Source organism: Methanopyrus sp. SNP6, assembly GCF_002201895.1.
In the GTDB taxonomy this organism is placed as follows: domain Archaea; phylum JAADCQ01; class Methanopyri; order Methanopyrales; family Methanopyraceae; genus Methanopyrus.
Window position 1 is genome coordinate 873,508 of record NZ_CP019436.1, and the last position, 17,983, is coordinate 891,490.

Here is a 17,983-nt window from a genome sequence, read left to right on the forward strand (position 1 = left end):
GTTTCACTCCCCCAGAATGTTAACAGTGTTGATGAGGTCGCGGAACGCGTTCAACTCGAACTCCAGCACCTCCTCCCTATCCACCTCACAGCTCGCTTCGCCGTCGAGCGTGAGACGGTCGGGACCCCGCAACACGACCCTCCCGAAACCGTCACGTTTTAACAATTCCTCCGCCCGTGCGTCGTGAACGAGCGCCCTTCCGGGAAGTACTACGGTTCGCTTTAACGAGGAGACGTCCAACCGTTCCAGGTCCTTCTCCGTGATTAGGCACGCCACGTCCTTCTCGACCGGGACTACGTCTACCCTCTCCCCACCCTCCACGTGTCGGAATACCTCGCGGATCAGGGGGGCCGCAATCCTTCCGGTAATCAACGAACACTCGACTTCGACAGGTGGGAGCAGCTCCCGGAGCTCCTCTCCCAGCGTCCTGAGCGCGAACGGGGCGCCCGTTTCTGGATCCCACAACGGCGTCCCCGTGACCCGGAACGGGAACTCCTCGTGTATTTCCGTCACGATCCGCTTGAACTCGTCCAAGGAGTGAGGTTCTACGTTCAGTACTGGGGAGTTTCCCAGAATGATTCCGTGTTCCTCCCTCGTTCCTAACCGCATCAGGAGGAGCGCGTCGATCCCGAGCTCTTCCAGTCGCTCACACGTCTCCCACAGGACGTCCCCGTCGTTCACACCCGGGATCAGGACGGCCGCCACCATCACCTCCTCGCACCGATCCGCGAACACCTCAAGGCACGCGAGCGAGGCCTCGGGAGACCGATCTCCCATCCACTCCCGCCGGAGCTCCGGATCCCACGCGAATACGGTGTACGAGACGGACCGCACCCCTAGACCGCACAGCTCTTCAACTTCCTCCGGGTCCTTGAACCCTTTCCCGCTCGTATACCCGAGCTGCACGCTCCGAATCCCGAGGTCCCTCAAGCTCGCCACGAGCTCCCGCAGCCACGGATAGTTGCTGATGTCTCCACCGCCGCTCACGGTCACCTCCCGCTCCCGGCGGAACCCGAGGGTCATTCCCACCTCCTGTAGCACGATCCCGGGAGGGCGGAAGGGTCCGTTGTCCTCCCACACGCTTCGACCGCAGTAGTCACACCCGGGGGATCCGGGTGGACAGTTCTTGCAGCCGAAAGGGCGTCTCTCCTCCCAGTTCACCCCACGGAAGTAACAGTACCGGCAGAACCCACCACAGTCCACCCCAGGTCGTCCACCAACGTCCGCGAGGGCGGGCGAGGTCTCACCCCCGGTCGTGACCGACCTACCTGAGGGTTAATTAGGTGGCCCCGGGTGCGCGCCCCCGCGCTCCCACTTGATAACACGGTCGGCGGTCCGGTGAATAAGGAAACCCTTTAAAGCTGCAGTCCTGCAAAGTTAGGGGGGGCCTGCTTATGGCGCTCGAGAATAGGGACACGGTCGATTTGTACGACGATCGAGGTAACTGCGTAGCCGAAGAAGTTCCCATTGAGGTTCTATCCCCGATGCGCAACGAGGCCATTCAGAGTATCGTGAACGATATCAAGCGTACCGTCGCGATCGACCTCGAGGGTGTCGAGAACGCCCTACAGAACGCGACCGTCGGCGGCAAGGGGATGAAGATCCCGGGCCGCGAGATGGACGTTGACGTCGTGGACAACGCCGAGGCGATCGCGGACGAAGTCGAAAAGATGATCCGCGTGTACGAGGACGACGACACGAACGTGGAGCCCATGTACGACGGTAAGCGTCTCCTCGTGCAGCTCCCGTCCGAGCGTGTGAAGGTCATGGCCGACCCGTACTCCGGTACCCTGCAGGCTGGTATGGCGGTCGTGCACGCGATCATCGACGTCTGCGAGGTCGACATGTGGGACGCTAACATGGTCAAGGCGGCCGTCTTCGGTCGCTACCCGCAGACGATCGACTACTTCGGCGGCAACGTCGCCTCGATGCTGGACGTGCCGATGAAGCAGGAGGGTGTCGGCTACGCCCTACGTAACATCATGGTGAACCACGTCGTGGCCGCGACCAGGAAGAACGCCATGCAGGCCGTGTGTCTGGCCGCGACGCTCGAGCAGACCGCGATGTTCGAGATGGGTGACGCCCTCGGTCCGTTCGAGCGCCTGCACCTGCTAGGTTACGCTTACCAGGGTCTGAACGCGGACAACATGGTGTACGACATCGTGAAGAAGCACGGTAAGGAGGGTACGGTGGGTACCGTCGTCCGCGAAGTCGTCGAGCGCGCACTCGAGGACGGCGTGATCGAGGTTAAGGAGGAGCTCCCGTCCGGGTTCAAGGTGTACAAGGCCAACGACATGGATCTCTGGAACGCCTACGCCGCCGCCGGACTCGTGGCTGCGACCATGGTCAACCAGGGTGCCGCCCGAGCGGCTCAGGGTGTCAGCGCGACGATCTTGTACTACAACGACCTGCTCGAGTACGAGACCGGATTACCCGGTGTCGACTTCGGACGAGCCGAGGGTACCGCGGTTGGATTCAGCTTCTTCAGCCACTCGATCTACGGGGGAGGTGGTCCGGGTATCTTCCACGGTAACCACATCGTGACCAGGCACTCCAAGGGCTTCGCGATTCCGCCCGTGGCGGCGGCGATGGCCCTGGACGCCGGTACTCAAATGTTCAGTCCGGAGGTCACCAGCAAGCTGATCGGTGACGTGTTCGGTGAGATCGACGAGTTCCGGGAACCGATGAAGTACATCATTGAGGCCGCCGCGGAGGAGGCGAAGCGTTAAGCTCCTCCCTTCAGAACAACGCCCCGCCCGCGATATCGTTTCGTAACCCATAACGAAAGGGGGAACGGCCTTGTCGGAGAAGGAGCGTCCACGCATGTTGGAGCGCAAGATCCCTGAAGGAGCAAAGCCCGAGGTGCAGATATTCCCGCAACGCCTGCTCAGCGCGGCTACCACGGAGAAGCTCCTGAACGGACTGCTGGAGAGTGTCGAGGGTATCGGACGCATCGTGATCCACGGTCCGGGACTCCCCAAGGCGGTCCCCTTCGGACCCGCTCGCGGTAAACCGGTCAAGCACCCGGAAAGACGCCCGATCGAAGTTCACGGCGAGAAGGTCCCAATGAAGATCCAGACGGGACAGATCATCGTCGAGATCGAGGACGAAGACCGACTCGATGACATCGTCGAAGAGATTGAGGAGATCTGTCGTGAGATCCTGCCCTGCGACTTCGAGGTTCAGGTTGGGAGGTTCACCCGACACAGACCCACCGTCACCGACTACCTGAAGTTCGGCGAGGAGGGTGTCAAGAAGCTCGACAAACGTCTCCTGGGACTCGTCGAGCCTCGAGCCCGGCTGGCCGACAGGGTCTCCGTCCTCAAGAAGAAGGGGGAGGACTAACCTCGCGAGTGGGCCGCGAGACCTACGCCGTCGACTGCCGAGCCGCTATGGGGATGGGCAAAGGTGGTAGTCTGGCGCAGCGGGGCACCATCGCCGAGACAGAGATCACCGAGGTCGTCGCCGTCGCGATGTCGCCCGGCTCCCGACACATCACCAAACCCGTGTGCGAGATCACCTACGCCCTCCGAGAGGCCGGGATTCATACGAGCGTCCTGGTACTCAACGCTGGATCCGGCGTCCCGGCCGAAGCTCCCGTTCGGACGGGTGCCACGATGGGGATAGAACCTGAGGAGATCGAGCGCATTAACCGGCACGAGGTCGCCGTGATTCACCTCGGTAACGTCAAACAACACATCGTGTGGAAAGCCCGGCTAATCCTCAAACACTGCGACATCCCCGCGGTCATAGTGTGTCAGACCCCCGTGGACTTTGAGGACTTCGCCGAGGTAGGGTGCCGTACCCGCATCGTGGAACCACCGGAGCCCGAAACGGTAGGGGAGGTGGTCGAGATCGTCACCGGTGTGATCCGCGGAGAGACCGTCCCCTCGGACAAGATCAACGAGATCGTCCGCAAGGTCAGACGCGCCTTACGTTACGCCCGTCGGAAGTCTCGGTGACACTATTACTTCTTACGGTCATCGTGTTATTGCGTCCTCTCCTGAGTACCGCTCGTGGATAACCCAGCCTCGGTCGAAATTCCTTTAAAATGACCCGGTACTCACACCCCGGGGGACCGACATCATGGGTTTGAAGGAGGAGATGGCTGAGAAGGCTCAGTTCTACCCAGGTGAGACCGACGTGGCCGAAAACCGTCGCAAGTACATGAACCCGAATTATGAATTGAAGAAGCTCCGTGAGATCCCGGACGAGGACATCGTCCGGCTGATGGGTCACCGCGAGCCAGGTGAAGAGTATCCGAGTGTGCACCCGCCGCTGGAGGAGATGGAGGAGCCCGAGTGTCCGATCCGCGAGCTCGTCGAGCCGACGGAGGGCGCCAAGGCCGGCGACCGAATCCGATACATCCAGTTCGCAGACTCCGTCTACTTCGCACCTATCCACCCGTACATCCGCGCCCGTATGTACATGTGGCGCTACCGCGGAGTCGACACCGGAACCCTGTCCGGTCGACAGATCATCGAGGTCCGTGAGCGCGACCTTGAGAAGATCGCCAAGGAGCTCCTCGAGACCGAGATCTTCGACCCGGCCAGGTCCGGCATTCGAGGAGCGACCGTGCACGGACACTCCCTCCGACTGGACGAGAACGGCCTCATGTTCGACGCCCTACGTCGTTACCGCTTGAACGAGGAGACGGGCGAGGTCGAGTACGTCAAGGATCAAGTTGGTATCGAGCTCGACGAGCCGATTCCCGTAGGTGCGCCGGCCGATGAGGACGACCTGAAGGAGCGCACGACGATCTACCGTATCGACGGTACCCCGTACAGGGAAGACGAAGAACTCTTACAGGTCGTCCAGCGGATCCACGAGCTGCGCACACTGGCAGGTTATCGGCCAGAAGAGGCAGAAGGTAAGTAATTCCCACTCACACATGCTCATACGGAACAACCATGAAGTATTTTGGAAACGCTTATAACGTTCTCGACCTACCATCCGGTCGGGGGAGGATCACGATGTCCTCGGCTGAGGAGAAGCTCTTCATGAAGGCGCTCAAGGAGAAGTTCGAGGAGAGTCCCGAGGAGAAGTACACTAAGTTCTACATCTTCGGCGGTTGGGAGCAGTCCGAACGTAAGAAGGAGTTCAAGGAGTGGGCCGACAAGATCGCCGAGGAGCGTGGAGTTCCGCACTACAACCCGGACATCGGTGTTCCACTCGGCCAGCGCAAGCTCATGTCGTACCAGGTCTCCGGCACGGACGTGTTCGTTGAGGGTGATGACCTGCACTTCGTGAACAATGCCGCAATGCAGCAGATGTGGGACGACATCCGCCGTACCATCATCGTCGGAATGGACACCGCTCACCGCGTGCTGGAGCGCCGACTGGGTAAGGAGGTAACCCCGGAGACCATCAACGAGTATATGGAGACCCTTAACCACGCGCTACCTGGTGGCGCGGTCGTTCAAGAGCACATGGTGGAGATCCACCCGGGCTTGACCTGGGACTGTTACGCTAAGATCATCACGGGTGACCTCGAGCTCGCCGACGAGATCGACGACAAGTTCCTGATCGACATCGAGAAGCTGTTCCCGGAGGAGCAGGCCGAACAGTTGATCAAGGCGATCGGCAACCGGACGTACCAGGTCTGCCGCATGCCGACGATCGTGGGTCACATCTGTGACGGAGCGACAATGTACCGATGGGCCGCGATGCAGATCGCGATGTCGTTCATCTGTGCGTACAAGATCGCGGCCGGAGAAGCTGCCGTGTCGGACTTCGCGTTCGCGAGCAAGCACGCTGAAGTGATCAACATGGGTGAGATGTTGCCTGCGCGGCGGGCTCGTGGTGAGAACGAGCCTGGTGGCATCCCGTTCGGCGTGCTGGCTGATTGTGTACAGACTATGAGGAAGTACCCGGATGATCCCGCCAAGGTCGCTCTCGAGGTGATTGCCGCCGGAGCGATGCTTTATGACCAGATCTGGCTAGGATCCTACATGTCGGGAGGAGTCGGCTTCACACAGTATGCGACGGCCGTGTACACGGATAATATCCTTGACGATTACGTGTACTACGGTCTCGAGTACGTCGAGGACAAGTACGGGCTCGCCGAGGCTGACCCGAGTATGGACGTGGTGAAGGACGTCGCGACCGAGGTGACTTTGTACGGTTTGGAGCAGTACGAGAGGTACCCGGCGGCTATGGAGACGCACTTCGGTGGTTCACAGCGGGCTGCGGTCTGTGCTGCGGCCGCGGGTTGTAGTGTATCGTTCGCGACAGGTCACGCGCAGGCTGGCCTCAACGGTTGGTACCTATCGCAGATCATGCACAAGGAGGGTCATGGTCGTCTAGGGTTCTACGGGTACGACTTGCAGGACCAGTGCGGTGCCGCCAACACCCTGAGCGTGAGGAGCGACGAGGGACTGCCGCTCGAACTGCGTGGTCCGAACTACCCGAACTACGCTATGAACGTGGGTCACCTGGGCGAGTACACCGGTATCGTGCAAGCAGCGCACGCGGCACGAGGCGACGCGTTCTGCGCCCATCCGGTGATCAAGGTAGCGTTCGCCGACGAGAACCTAGTCTTCGACTTCACAGAACCGAGAAAAGAGTTCGCGAAGGGCGCACTACGGGAATTCGAACCCGCAGGCGAGCGAGACCTCATCATACCAGCGGAGTAACGCCCACACCCCCGTCCTATTTCACAACACTTTTTTAGACCGAGAACCCATGCGAAATCGTTTCGGCACCCTTAACGTGAGTTCATTTCCGTGGCTCTCAACTCGAGTTTAGGGGGTTACGTCCTTGGTAGGGTTCACCGAGATCGGTTTAGCGGCCGCGATGGGCGCGCTGGCCACCGTAGCCGGAGCGTTCGAGGACGCCGAGTCGGACGTGGGGTCCCAGTCCAACCCGAACTCGCAGGTCCAGCTAGCTCCGCAGATGATGAACTTCCACAGATACTTCAACAAGGCGATCTCGGGAGAACCTGTTTCCTACATGCTGTACGGAGCGATCGCCGGTACGGTGACCTGGGTAATGATGACAAAGTTCGGTCTTCCGTTCCTGGCCGCCGCGGCGGTAGGTGTTGGTGTGAACGCGCTAATTCACATGGTGTTCGCGACTACGTCCCACTTGGGTAGAATGGCGAGCGCGGCCGAGTTCGGACACCCAATCTACCTGGACGTCGTACTCTCACACCTCGGGCCAATCGCGGGTTTCGGAGGTATCGCGACCTTCGCGATAGTATCGCTGGCTTACATCCAATGGGTGCTCCTAAAACATCCGTTCCCACTTCCACTACTGGCCGCACTGTGGGGTGTAACGGTCGGCGCGATCGGGTCTTCTACGGGAGACGTCCACTACGGTGCCGAGCGCTTATACCAGCACTACCCGTTCGGAGGCGGAGTCCCCGTAGCCGCTCACGGTAACATCACACGGAAGGCCGAGACCGGGATCCGGAACTCGATGGACAGCGTCTACTTCTGCGCCAAGTTCGGTAACCCGCTCACCGGCCTGTGTTTCGGTCTGGTGGTATTCTTCAGCACCTGGGCTGGCCTATTCGGACAGTGGGGCGCCGTGATCGCTATGGGTCTAGTCACGCTCAGCTGCCTGATCGTGAGTAACCGCGTGGAGAAGAAGGCCCGCGAGAGCTACGGTACCTACGAGGATGTCGAGATGGACGAAATCTGCGACCCAGTGTAAGGGGGACCCCGCGTTGGGTGAGTCCGCCAAGCTGAACGCTCGAGGGTTCGGGATCGCCCTATCCCTGATCGCCGTGGCGACGATACTGGCGGCCTTCGGACACTTCTGGACGTCCGTGAACAAGTTGTTCGCGGTGCTGGTCCTGATCACGTTGGGTAGTATCATGGTGAACGTCGGTGTACACTACGTGCCGGTGGGAGGCGCTCCGGCCGCGATGGCGACGGCGACTGGAGTTGGTACGGGTACCACCCAGCTGGCGGCGGGATCCGGACTGACCGGACTCATCACGGCGGCGGCTATGAGCCAGAAGCCGTTCCTAGTGATCCTGTGGAACGGTGCCCTCGGAGCCGCCACGATGATGGCCATCACTATGATGGTGGGTAACTTCATCTACGTCTACGGCGTCGGCTGTCCACCGTGCTCCGCCAAGGTCGACAAGGACCCGATCACCGGCTGGGACCAGGAGGCGTACGTCACGCCAGGTACGGAGGGTCATGGAATCCCGACGGTCAGCTTCGTGAGCGGGATCTTCGGAGGACTGCTCGGAGGTTCCGGCGGTGCGATGGTGTACTACGCACTCTACAAGGTGCTCGGGATGAGCGCGGCGCTGGCCGGAGTACTGGCTATGGGCTTCTTCTACGCGAACGCGGTGCTGGCGTCGTACAACATCGGAGGTACGATCGAGGGTTACCATGACCCGAAGTTCACTAGGCTTCCGAAGGCGGTCGTATGTTCCTTAGTGTTCGGTATAGTGGCGTCCTTGATCGCGTATTACCTCTCGACTGTTATGTAATGGGGGAGTGTGAGGGACCTTGATCCTGCGCACACTCCTGATCTCCGCCGTAGCACCGGGCGGTGAGGAGGAAGAGGCCGAGGTCGCCGTGGCAATCTCGCCCTTGAAACTGATGACGGCCGGTCTGATCTGCGGAATACTCGGTGCCGCTTTCGCTTGGGTCCACCCGTTGATTCCGGCGTTGGCAGTGATTCCGGTGGTGGCCTGGGGTGCCGACGCGGTTAGGAGGGTCGCGGGCTACGGACTGGGTACCGGAGTGCCTTCTATCGGTTTCATGGGACTCGGTGGCGGATCCGTCGCCGCGATCCTGGCGGCGGCGCTATCCGGTAACATCGTGCCCGCATGGGCGGCGGCCATAATCGGAACCGTCATCGGTGCCGGTGTTGGAGCGCTGCTCGGCATCCTGGACCGCCGCGTGATCAAGATGAAGATCCCGGTGATGGAGCGCTGTAGCACCGAGATCGTAGCGTCCGGAACGCTGGCGCTGATCTGTCTCATGGCAGCCGTCGCCGGTGACTTCACGTGGTCCGCGGTGTACTCCAAGGTGATCACGACAGGTCTTATCGCCGTCCTCTGGGTGATCTGCGCTATCTCGCTGTTGCACCCGTTCAACGCGTGTCTCGGACCCAGCGAGACGCAGGATCGAACGCTGTGGTTGGGCGCGGAGTGCGGATCTCTCTGCACGGTCGTGGCGGGACTAGCGACGGCCAACCCGGTGGTATTACTGGCAGGTGCGGCCGCTTGGTTGATCACCTTCTGGAAGTTCTGGGAACTGACGAAGCGTGACGCTGCGGACGTAGTGTGGACCGGAATCGTACCCAAGGGTGAGTAAGGGGTGAGGTACCTTGGCGATCGTGCTCATCGACCCAGAGAGCCAGATCGCGATGGATGCCGTGACCGGGGCCGTAGCGGAGTGGAGCGAGGACGTGGTGACGCTGGACGTCATGCCGCTGTACGAGAAGGTTGAGGAGCTCGATCAATACGTTAACGACATGATGCGTGCCATGGACCCATCCACCACGACTTGGGGCACGCTGCCCGGTCGCGAGGGTACACATGAGACGGCCAGCTTCCTTACCAACTTCACCCACGGTTTCGTCATAGGTACGATGATAGTGGCGCTCGTAGCTTTCACCCTCGCGGCCGTGTACAAGCTCCACGCCCTGCGCCTTCTCGGCCTTTAACCCCTTCGTAGGGGGTGCTTGAGGTGCCCGAGAAAGCCGAACCGGCCGAGGGTTGGCCCGTAGTCGAGGGAGACTACGTCGTAGGTGATCCTGAAGCTCCTGTCCATGTAGTCACGCTCGGATCCCACATCGAGGAAGACATCCTGAAGGCTGCCGGTGAGGACAAGGTAGCCATCGCCGGTCCCTGCAAGACCGAGAACATCGGAATTGAGAAGGTCGTAGCCAACGTCATCTCCAACCCGAACATCAGGTTTTGCGTGCTCTGTGGTGCTGAGGTAACCGGCCACCTCACGGGTCAGTGCTTCAAGGCTATGTACGAGAACGGTGTCGATCCGAATTCCGGAGAGATCATCGGGGCAGAGGGTGCCATCCCGTACCTGGAGAACCTCCCGGAGGAGGCCGTTGAGCGTTACCGGGACCAGATCGTGGAGCTCGTCGACCTCATCGACGTTGAGGACGTTGACGAGATCGTCAAGGCGATCGAGGAGTGCGTGGAGAAGGATCCAGGAGCATACGAGGAGGGTCCGATGACAATCTCACTCGAGGAGGAGGAAGAGGAGGAACTCGCGGAAGTCGTCGGGATGCCTGTATCCGCGGAGACCGTGACCGTGGAGTACCGCATCAACGACGTGCGAGTCGGAGTGAAGAGTATCGGCGCCATGCAGCGGTACATGGCAGGCTACCTGTCGGGACGCACGATGGGATTGTTGATAGGTATCATCTCAGGTACGATCTTCCTGTTCCTGCCGATGGTCGTCCTGGGAGGCGTCTGAGGGGGCAGTCATGTTGGCGGAAGAGGAATCCGTCCCCAAAATGGTCGCACCGGAAGACGACATCCGCGAGATCCACTCACGCTTGGACGAGATCGAGCGTCGCCTGGACTTCGTGTGGGGTGAAGTTTACCAGCGCTTCGGCAAGAGGATCGGTCGAGACGTGGGGATCCTTTACGGTCTGGTGATCGGGCTGTACCTGTGTATGCTTTACATCCTGCTGGGAGTAGCGTTCAGGTGATAACCTTGGGGGTGTTGGACCGTTGTTCTACTACCCTGGTAAGGAGCAGAAAGTGTGCGACATTTGCGGTGTGAAGGTCGGTGGCCAGCCCGGTGAGTACCCGACTGTGCTGGCCGGAACCATCTTCTACGCCGGACACAAGATCGTGAAGGACGAGGACAAGGGGATCTTCGACGAGGAGGCTGCCGAGGATCTCATCAAGATGGAGGAGGAGCTCGCCGATGAGACCGGTAACCCGATGATGGCCCACATCATGGGTGAGTCGGAAGAGGCCATTATCCGATACCTAGATTGGGTAGCCGACGTCACCGACGCACCCATTATCGTGGACTCCACCGAAGCCGATGTTAAGGTCGCGGCGGTAAAGCACGCTCAGGAAGTCGGTCTCGCCGAGCGGGTCATCTACAACTCGATCAACGCCTCCGTTGAGGACGAAGAGATCCAGGCCATCAAGGAGTCCGACTGCAACTCTGCGATCGTCCTGGCCTTCAACCCGATGGACGCTTCCGTCGAGGGTCGTATGAAGATCCTCACCGAGGGCGAGGAAGGAGTGTCCGAGAAGGGCATGATGGAGATCTCCGATGAGTGCGGCATCGAGAACCCGCTGATCGACACAGCCTACACACCGTTCGGTTCCGGTGCGGGTACCGCTTACAAGGTGACGCTTGCGGTGAAGGCCAAACTGGGACTGCCGGTGGGTGGTGCGCCCCACAACGTACCGTCAGCTTGGGACTGGCTACGTGACTTCTTGAAGAAGCTCAAGGAGGAAGGCAAGGAAGAGTGGGCCAAACTGGCTCACGAGTCATCCGACTGGGGCTCCAACGTAGTAGCGGCGACGCTGTGCTGTGATTACCTGCTGTTCGGTCCGATCGAGAACGCACCGGCGATCTGGCCGGTCGTCGCCATGGTCGACGCGCTGATCGTCGAGGCCAACGAGGATGTCGGAGTCGAGCCGCAGGTGGAAGAGCACCCCGCCAACATCGTCCGCTAACGCCATAGATCCCGTTTTTTCGCTTCCAACAACCTCTCCCGGGCGTACTCGACTGCGTACGGATTCTCGTCCGAGAATCTCGGACCATACCGCTCCAGAACCTCACTGATCTTCTCGTAGCACTCGTTCGGGACGCGACCCGTGGTCGCATCCCAGCCGAACAGATTTTCCACACGCTTAAGCCACTCGCCCACGCCCCTAGCTCCGTGCTCCAGCATGGATTCGACCCACTCGTCGTTCGCCAGCTTCTGCTCCACGAGTCGTACCAGTTCCTCTTCGATTGATCTCGTTATCACCCTGTGCGGATCGGTCGTATCGTGATGATAGCACTCCACACGTTTACCCGAGTGGCGCTCGGCGGCCACCACCATTCCCCCGTGAAACGCGAAATGGCAGCAGCAGCTCAACACGTCCCACTCGTGTGAGGACTGGTTGACGGAGACCGCTCTCACGGTCGAGAGAGCCCGTCGGAACTCGGAGCTTCCTCACCGTTCACGTCGCTGCCGTAGGCGTAACCTCCCCACCGCACGTACACGTCCGCGAGATAGGATCTGTCGTCCCACGCGGAGGCGTGTACGGCGTAGTTCACACCGGCCCCGTACGCTCCCGGTGGATCCCCAAAGATGTGGTGGTCGAAGGCGTGCTTCCTGACGAAGTTCCGCCCTTCCGGTTCGTCCAACTCCTTCACGGTTTCGAACACATCGTTGAGGAACTTCACCAGGTTCGGAAACGCATCACGAAACATTCCGCTTATCCTCACCACCACGTCGATTCGAGGCCGTCCCAGCTCCTCCAATGGCACCACCTCGAAGCCGCTCACGATACCGGATTCGTCCCACTCGGGTCTCACGCCAAGGAGCCACATCACTTGAGATAGAACCTCTCCGCCGGTCCGCATCACGTCCGACGCCCACAGCACGATGCCGACGGACTCAGGATAGTGACCGTGCTCTTCCAGGTACCTCTCTATGGTGTTCTCGGCCAGCTTCTTCCCGACCTTCCACGCCCTGCGGGTCGGGACCTTCCGCGGGTCTACTGAGTAGAAGTTCTTGCCCGTAGGAAGGACGTCGACGTCCCCGCGGGTCGGGTTACCGGACGGTCCAGGCTCGACGTAGCACCCGTCCAGGACCTTCATTGTACGGTCGATCTCCCGTTCGCACGCGAGCAACCGATTCAACACGCTTCGCACGAACTCCTTCGCCTCGTCTGGGACGTGTTTCCGGAGTTCCTCTTCGAGCTCCAACCTCGGCACCCCGGGCGCTGGTAGCACGAAAACGATTCAAGGTAATACCGAATAAGTGTTTGGGGATCACCGTTGCGAGTCCTGTGCGTGTGTCCCGGCACGATGTTGAGAGCCGCACGAGACGTCGCGGAGCGGTTCTCCGAGCTGGAAATCGACGTAGCCTACCAGGACGATCCGATCGACCCGAACCGGTACGATCTCATCGTGCTACTGAAGGCGACTAACGTGAACCTCCCGACGGATCACGACGCCGAGGTCGTCGCCGTACCACTCGACGGTTCCACCGGGATACAGCGTTTGAACACCGTTCCGTCGAGCGTCGTCGAGCGGGCCGCGGAGTACCTTGAGAAGGGCGGGAAGGAAAACCTCGAGAACATGCTCCGCCTCTTGGCAAGTGAAGTGTTGGGGATTCAGACCAGTTACGACCCGCCGGAGGAGAAACCGTGGGACGGCGTTTACCACCCGGATCTCGGTTACGCCGAACACGCCTCCGAGCTCCTGGGTGAGATGGACGGTGAGCCCGTGATCGGTGTCTACACAAGCCGCGAGTCCTGGATCTGGGAAAACACGGAGATCCCGAATGCGATCCGTGCGGTCGAGGACGAGGGTGCGGCCGCGATCGGGGTCTTCACGAAGCCCGGTCGTGGTCGTCCGATCCACGAGCTGCTGTCCGAGGACGGTGATGCGATCGTGGACGCCCTACTGGTCACGAAGAAACCCTCCCTGAAGCGCGGTTACGAGCGCGGGTTCGAGTCGTTCGAGAAGCTCGGTGTACCCGTCCTGAACGCCGTGGTGTCGTGGTACACCGACCGGAAGAGTTGGCGGGAGTCAGAGCGAGGACTCTCGCCGGCCGACGTTGCGTACGGAGTATCCCTATCGGAGCTCCAGGGTAGGATCGATCCGGTGCTAGTCGGGACCAAGCGCGATCGTGGAGGGTTCGAACCCTTACCCGAGCGGTGCCGGCTCGCCGCACGACGTGCTATTCGGTGGGCTCAACTCAGACGCAAGGACCCCTCCGAGCGTCGCGTCGCCGTGGTGCTCAACAACGGAATATGTTCCGGAGGGGAGGCGAAGATAGGTGCGGCCATGGGGTTGGACACGTTCGAGAGTCTCGCTCAACTGCTGCAGCGCATGGCTGAGGAGGGGTACCGACTCGATTGGGTACCCAAGGACGGTCGGGAGCTGGAGCGTGAATTCTTTCGAAGGAAGGCCTTTAACGAGTTCAAGCGCACGCACGTGGAGGATATCGTCGCGTCCGGCGGAGTCGTTGACCTCGTTCCCCTCGATAAGTACCTAGAGTGGTTCGAAGAGCTCCCGGAGGAGCTCCAGGAGCGTATGGTCGAAACCTGGGGTGAACCTCCGGGCGACTCCATGGTGCTCGACGACCACCTCATTATCGCCGGGATCCGAACGGGAAACGTGTTCCTGGCCGTTCAACCGAAGCGCGGCTGCGCCGGCACCGAGTGCAACGGACGCGTTTGCAAGATCCTTCACGATCCACACTGCCCGCCGACTCACCATTATTACGCATTCTACCGGTGGATCAGGGACGAGTTCCGGGCCGACGTGTTACTCCACTCCGGCACTCACGGAACCCTTGAATGGTTACCTGGGAAGTCCGTGGGACTGTCCTGGGAGTGTTGGCCCGAGGTGTGTTTGGGTGACCTACCGGTGGTATACTGGTACATCGTCAGCAACCCCTCGGAGGGCGTCCAGGCCAAACGCCGCGGGTACTCGACGCTCGTGGATCACTGCCCTCCCCCGATGGGGACCACTGAGGCCGGCATCGAGGAGTTCGAGGAGCGGCTCGAAGAGACGCTGCGCGACCCGAACTGCAAGGACCGGAGGCTCTTTGAGGAATGGGAGGTCCGCTCCGGAGCCTTCATCGAAAAGGGTTTACACGTGATAGGCGAACCCGCGTACGACCCGGAGCGTCTCTCGGAGTTCCTGTTCGCCCTCTGTAGAAACAGACTCCGAGAGATGATCGCGGGGTCGGTTGGTCTGGATCTGGAGGAGCTGACCGAACGTCCAGAGGCTGAGAACGATCTGTTCGGCGCCACGAACGCCGAGGTGCTGCTCTCGACGCGGTAATCCGAGAACTGTGTGAGGCCGCCGTCTCGGAGGTACACCACGGATCTGACCGAAAAGGATAACCTCTCCGGATCTCGGAACCCGCATGGGCTAACCCATGGGATTACTCTCCAAGCTCTTCCGACGCGGACCCAAGCCTCAGATCGCCGAGAGCGAGCGGATCACGGGTCCCATGGCCGTCAGCCGAAACTACTACATCGTGGCCTCCGTCGAGCTGGGCAATACGACCACTAAATGCATTCTCACAGCTACCGACTTGAAGGAAGGTGTCACGTACCTGGTTCATAAGGAGGTACGAATGACCAGGGACGTGCGCCCACCTAGGTCCGGAGAGGAAGTGTTCGGGAAGACCGTGTGGGGTGTAGAGCTCACGCGGAACTCCGTAGCCGAGATGGTGGCTGACACGCTCAAGTCGGCGGTCAGGAACGCCAACATCCGGGTTGAGGACGTCCACTTTGTCGTACGCTCTACGGGTGTGACAGCAGGGTTCGCGTCCCCGGAGGAGGTCGGCGAGATGATCAAGGCGCTCGCTGATGGATGCTTGAAGGCCGGAGTGCCTCCCAACAGGATGACGGCGGCCATGAGTAAGGAGCAGATCCCAGAGCCCTTCAGGGAGTACTCTCTCATCGACAAGGTGTACTTCGACGGTGCTGTCACCGGCGTGAAGCCGCCGGCCGGGAAGGAGGTCGTGGCCAACGAGATGGAAGGAGAGCTGGTGATGGCCGGCATCAAGGTCGGCGCCAAGTCCACGAAGGTGGATTTCCGTAACCCTTGCGTGGCCATAGATTACGGGACCACCCTAGCAGGCAGGATCACCAACGACGAGCTCCCCTACGCGGATACGATCGGGAACCTTTGCGGTCTCGCCGGTGCGATCATGGACGCGATCGCCAGAGGATGCGGGGAGATCGACGAGGAGACAGGATGCGCCCTAGACTTACCCTCTGACGTCGAGCCCGACGTAGGTGAGAAGGCCCGCGAGCTGGCGGAGGAGGCGCACGAGTACATCGACATCCGTGAGGTACCTTCTAATCGGGAGCGTTTCGGTACGGTTCCGGTGAACCCTAGGGCCGCGAAGAAGGCGGGTCTCAAACTCCTCGGCTGTGACGTCGGCGAGAACGGTAGCGACCTACCCCGGCTCACCGAGATCGGTCGTGAGGCGTACGAGGAGGGGGGTTACGAGCTACTCTTCGGCGTCCTAGACTGGACCGCGACGCTGATCGCCAAACGTCTGATCGAGACGGCCCTCGACCTCGATTTGATCGACGAAAACACAGCGATCGGGATCACCGGACGCGCCGGCACTACCGGAAAGAAGCCGGAGCTGATCTGTCGGATGATCGCTGAGGATTTCGGGGATTACTGGGACCCTGAGAAAGACCTCGTCTTCGTCGATGACGGACTCGCCCGAGGCGCTGCCACGATGGCACGATGCATGAACTGTCTCGGGACCCCGGAGAACCCGTTGGGAGGGAACCGGGGCGGGGGTTGTATCCTCGGTCTCAGGATCAAACACCAGCAGTAGGGTTCCTGACGTACCGCCCTCTGGCTTCCAGGAAGTCCTCGAGAGTTTGGAGTCGGTGGAAACGTATCGAGATCTCGCCCACTTATGTCGCGAGGTCGCCCGCCGTGCCGATCCCAGGGTCCTAGCTTTGCTCCGAAGAGACGCGTGGCGGCAGGCCCGGTTCGTCCATCCTAAGAGCTACCGTGATGGGATCCTACGTTCCCTATTTCTCGCATTGACCTCGAGGATCAACCAGATGCGGCGACTAGACCTCGAGGAATATCCGAGGGGGCCCATCGAGGGTTACGGTAGATTCTTGGAGATCGTACGCGAGTACGCCGAAGACCCGGACTACGACTCTCCCTCACTCCTCCTGTACGAGTCCCTCTCGGCCGCCTACGCAATCTTCCTACGCGGCGAGCCGGTCCACCCGCCCGGTACGGAGTTCCCAGGAGTAGGGAAAGTCCGTCGGACGGACGACCGTTACTACTGTCCTATCAAGGAGCGACGTGGGGATCAGCCGGGATCGTTCTGCACCCTATGCCCGGCAGAACAGGATCCGGAGGTGGTATCGTGAGGCCTGTGGTGACGGTCGTGGGCAGCCACCCGGTCGACCACGAGCCCACGCTTAAAGATCGTCTCCTCGAGAAACTCAGAAGGAGGTCCGCCTACGCCCCCGCCATACACAAAGCCGTCCGCGACCAGACGGAGGCTGGTGTGGAGCTGATCTCTGATGGCCAGGTTCGTGGGGACATGATCGAGATCTTCGTCTCTCACATTCCCGGGATGACCGTCGAAGACGGTCCCGCGGTGATAGGTCGAGTGGAGCCACCCAGGTTCTCGCCCCTAGTGCTCGATTACCGCGAGGCTATTCGGGTCGCGGGGGAGGTCGAAGTCAAGGCGGTCCTCACCGGCCCGGTCACGCTGTGTTACTCCCTCGAGGTGCGTACGGATCTTTATCCTTCCAACGACCATCCCAGTCTCTTGAAGGACGTGGCGCGGGTCCTGGCGGCGGAGGCTCGGTTACTCCGGCGCGAAGGAGCGAGCGTACTGCAGGTGGATGAGCCGATACTGTCGGCCGGTGTGACCTCCGTCGAGAAGGTGGCTCGATACGTGAACACCGTCCTGAGGGCGTTTAAGGGTGGTACTAGAGTCCTACACGTGTGTGGAGACGTTACCGAAGTATACTACGATCTCGAGGAGAACATCGACGCCGACGTGTTCGACCACGAATTCGCCGGTCACCCCGAGAACCTCGAGGTCGTCGCCGAAGGAGACAGCCCAGTTGGTGTCGGAGTGGTGCGCTCAGATACCGATCGCGTCGAGAGTTTGGACGAGGCGGTAAGGATTCTGGAGGAGGTGCGGGAGGCGATGGGGGACCGTATCGAGTTCGTGGACCCCGACTGTGGTCTCCGGAAGCTACCCCGTGAGGTAGCCAAGAAGAAGCTCGAAGTGGTCCGTAAGGCTAGGGACCGTGTATTCCGTTAAATCTTGTGAGGTCATGCCGACG

The 17,983-nt window shown here is 60.7% G+C and carries 16 protein-coding genes and 2 pseudogenes; 16 read left to right on the top strand and 2 right to left on the bottom strand.

The window, feature by feature from the left end:
* Nucleotides 1–3: 3 nt before the first annotated feature.
* Nucleotides 4–1,209: pseudogene (gene mmp10, locus BW921_RS04945) on the bottom strand (methyl coenzyme M reductase-arginine methyltransferase Mmp10); the annotation flags it as partial.
* A gap of 185 nt (nucleotides 1,210–1,394) precedes the next feature.
* On the opposite strand from mmp10, the gene mcrB reads away from it, so the two are divergent.
* The 12 genes from mcrB (at nucleotide 1,395) to mtrH (ending at nucleotide 11,635) form a co-directional block, all read left to right on the top strand.
* Nucleotides 1,395–2,729 (top strand): coenzyme-B sulfoethylthiotransferase subunit beta, encoded by a 1,335-nt coding sequence (gene mcrB, locus BW921_RS04950; protein WP_148688814.1) that lies wholly within the window; start codon nucleotides 1,395–1,397, stop codon nucleotides 2,727–2,729.
* Nucleotides 2,730–2,799: 70 nt separating this feature from the next.
* Entirely contained in the window at nucleotides 2,800–3,345 is a 546-nt protein-coding gene (gene mcrD / locus BW921_RS04955; protein ID WP_232452846.1) for a methyl-coenzyme M reductase operon protein D, read from the top strand.
* An 8-nt stretch (nucleotides 3,346–3,353) separates the two neighbouring features.
* Entirely contained in the window at nucleotides 3,354–3,962 is a 609-nt protein-coding gene (gene mcrC, locus BW921_RS04960; RefSeq protein WP_148688815.1) for a methyl-coenzyme M reductase I operon protein C, read from the top strand.
* Between the two features lie 142 nt (nucleotides 3,963–4,104).
* The gene (mcrG, locus tag BW921_RS04965) at nucleotides 4,105–4,878 is read left to right on the top strand and encodes a coenzyme-B sulfoethylthiotransferase subunit gamma (protein ID WP_148689316.1); all 774 of its coding nucleotides are present in this window, start codon (nucleotides 4,105–4,107) and stop codon (nucleotides 4,876–4,878) included.
* Nucleotides 4,879–4,973: 95 nt separating this feature from the next.
* Nucleotides 4,974–6,635, top strand: coding sequence for a coenzyme-B sulfoethylthiotransferase subunit alpha (mcrA, locus tag BW921_RS04970; protein WP_148688816.1), 1,662 nt, complete (start codon nucleotides 4,974–4,976; stop codon nucleotides 6,633–6,635).
* 124 nt (nucleotides 6,636–6,759) lie between these two features.
* Nucleotides 6,760–7,656: a tetrahydromethanopterin S-methyltransferase subunit E gene (gene mtrE / locus BW921_RS04975; protein WP_148688817.1), complete on the top strand. Its 897-nt coding sequence runs from the start codon at nucleotides 6,760–6,762 to the stop codon at nucleotides 7,654–7,656.
* A 115-nt stretch (nucleotides 7,657–7,771) separates the two neighbouring features.
* Nucleotides 7,772–8,449: a tetrahydromethanopterin S-methyltransferase subunit D gene (gene mtrD, locus BW921_RS04980; protein ID WP_198324676.1), complete on the top strand. Its 678-nt coding sequence runs from the start codon at nucleotides 7,772–7,774 to the stop codon at nucleotides 8,447–8,449.
* A gap of 19 nt (nucleotides 8,450–8,468) precedes the next feature.
* Nucleotides 8,469–9,281: a tetrahydromethanopterin S-methyltransferase subunit MtrC gene (gene mtrC / locus BW921_RS04985; RefSeq protein WP_148688818.1), complete on the top strand. Its 813-nt coding sequence runs from the start codon at nucleotides 8,469–8,471 to the stop codon at nucleotides 9,279–9,281.
* Nucleotides 9,282–9,303: 22 nt separating this feature from the next.
* Complete coding sequence (locus BW921_RS04990) at nucleotides 9,304–9,633, top strand: tetrahydromethanopterin S-methyltransferase subunit B (RefSeq protein WP_236953805.1); 330 nt, start codon at nucleotides 9,304–9,306, stop codon at nucleotides 9,631–9,633.
* A 23-nt stretch (nucleotides 9,634–9,656) separates the two neighbouring features.
* The gene (gene mtrA / locus BW921_RS04995; RefSeq protein WP_088335805.1) at nucleotides 9,657–10,406 is read left to right on the top strand and encodes a tetrahydromethanopterin S-methyltransferase subunit A; all 750 of its coding nucleotides are present in this window, start codon (nucleotides 9,657–9,659) and stop codon (nucleotides 10,404–10,406) included.
* A 10-nt stretch (nucleotides 10,407–10,416) separates the two neighbouring features.
* Nucleotides 10,417–10,644 (top strand): tetrahydromethanopterin S-methyltransferase subunit MtrG, encoded by a 228-nt coding sequence (mtrG, locus tag BW921_RS05000; RefSeq protein ID WP_236953723.1) that lies wholly within the window; start codon nucleotides 10,417–10,419, stop codon nucleotides 10,642–10,644.
* 22 nt (nucleotides 10,645–10,666) lie between these two features.
* Complete coding sequence (mtrH, locus tag BW921_RS05005; RefSeq protein WP_148688821.1) at nucleotides 10,667–11,635, top strand: tetrahydromethanopterin S-methyltransferase subunit H; 969 nt, start codon at nucleotides 10,667–10,669, stop codon at nucleotides 11,633–11,635.
* Here mtrH and BW921_RS07945 read toward each other — a convergent pair.
* Nucleotides 11,632–12,905 (bottom strand): annotated as a pseudogene (locus BW921_RS07945) (cobaltochelatase subunit CobN). The gene mtrH and the pseudogene BW921_RS07945 overlap by 4 nt on opposite strands.
* 45 nt (nucleotides 12,906–12,950) lie before the next feature.
* On the opposite strand from BW921_RS07945, the gene BW921_RS05020 reads away from it, so the two are divergent.
* The 4 genes from BW921_RS05020 (at nucleotide 12,951) to BW921_RS05035 (ending at nucleotide 17,961) form a co-directional block, all read left to right on the top strand.
* Nucleotides 12,951–14,969, top strand: coding sequence for a cobaltochelatase subunit CobN (locus BW921_RS05020; RefSeq protein ID WP_148688824.1), 2,019 nt, complete (start codon nucleotides 12,951–12,953; stop codon nucleotides 14,967–14,969).
* A gap of 97 nt (nucleotides 14,970–15,066) precedes the next feature.
* Entirely contained in the window at nucleotides 15,067–16,494 is a 1,428-nt protein-coding gene (locus tag BW921_RS05025) for a methanogenesis marker 14 protein (protein WP_148688825.1), read from the top strand.
* 55 nt (nucleotides 16,495–16,549) lie between these two features.
* Entirely contained in the window at nucleotides 16,550–17,050 is a 501-nt protein-coding gene (locus BW921_RS05030; RefSeq protein WP_168168767.1) for a DUF2115 family protein, read from the top strand.
* Nucleotides 17,047–17,961: a methionine synthase gene (locus BW921_RS05035; RefSeq protein WP_168168768.1), complete on the top strand. Its 915-nt coding sequence runs from the start codon at nucleotides 17,047–17,049 to the stop codon at nucleotides 17,959–17,961. Before BW921_RS05030 ends, BW921_RS05035 begins: the two co-directional genes overlap by 4 nt.
* The last annotated feature ends 22 nt before the right edge of the window (nucleotides 17,962–17,983 follow it).

What these genes read in the sequence shown, in the direction of transcription:
- mcrB (WP_148688814.1), top strand. Translation starts at nt 1,395, where the DNA reads ATGGCGCTCGAGAATAGGGACACGGTCGATTTGTACGACGATCGAGGT.
- mcrG (WP_148689316.1), top strand. Translation starts at nt 4,105, where the DNA reads ATGGCTGAGAAGGCTCAGTTCTACCCAGGTGAGACCGACGTGGCCGAA.
- mcrA (WP_148688816.1), top strand. Translation starts at nt 4,974, where the DNA reads ATGTCCTCGGCTGAGGAGAAGCTCTTCATGAAGGCGCTCAAGGAGAAG.
- mtrG (WP_236953723.1), top strand. Translation starts at nt 10,417, where the DNA reads ATGTTGGCGGAAGAGGAATCCGTCCCCAAAATGGTCGCACCGGAAGAC.
- BW921_RS05025 (WP_148688825.1), top strand. Translation starts at nt 15,067, where the DNA reads ATGGGATTACTCTCCAAGCTCTTCCGACGCGGACCCAAGCCTCAGATC.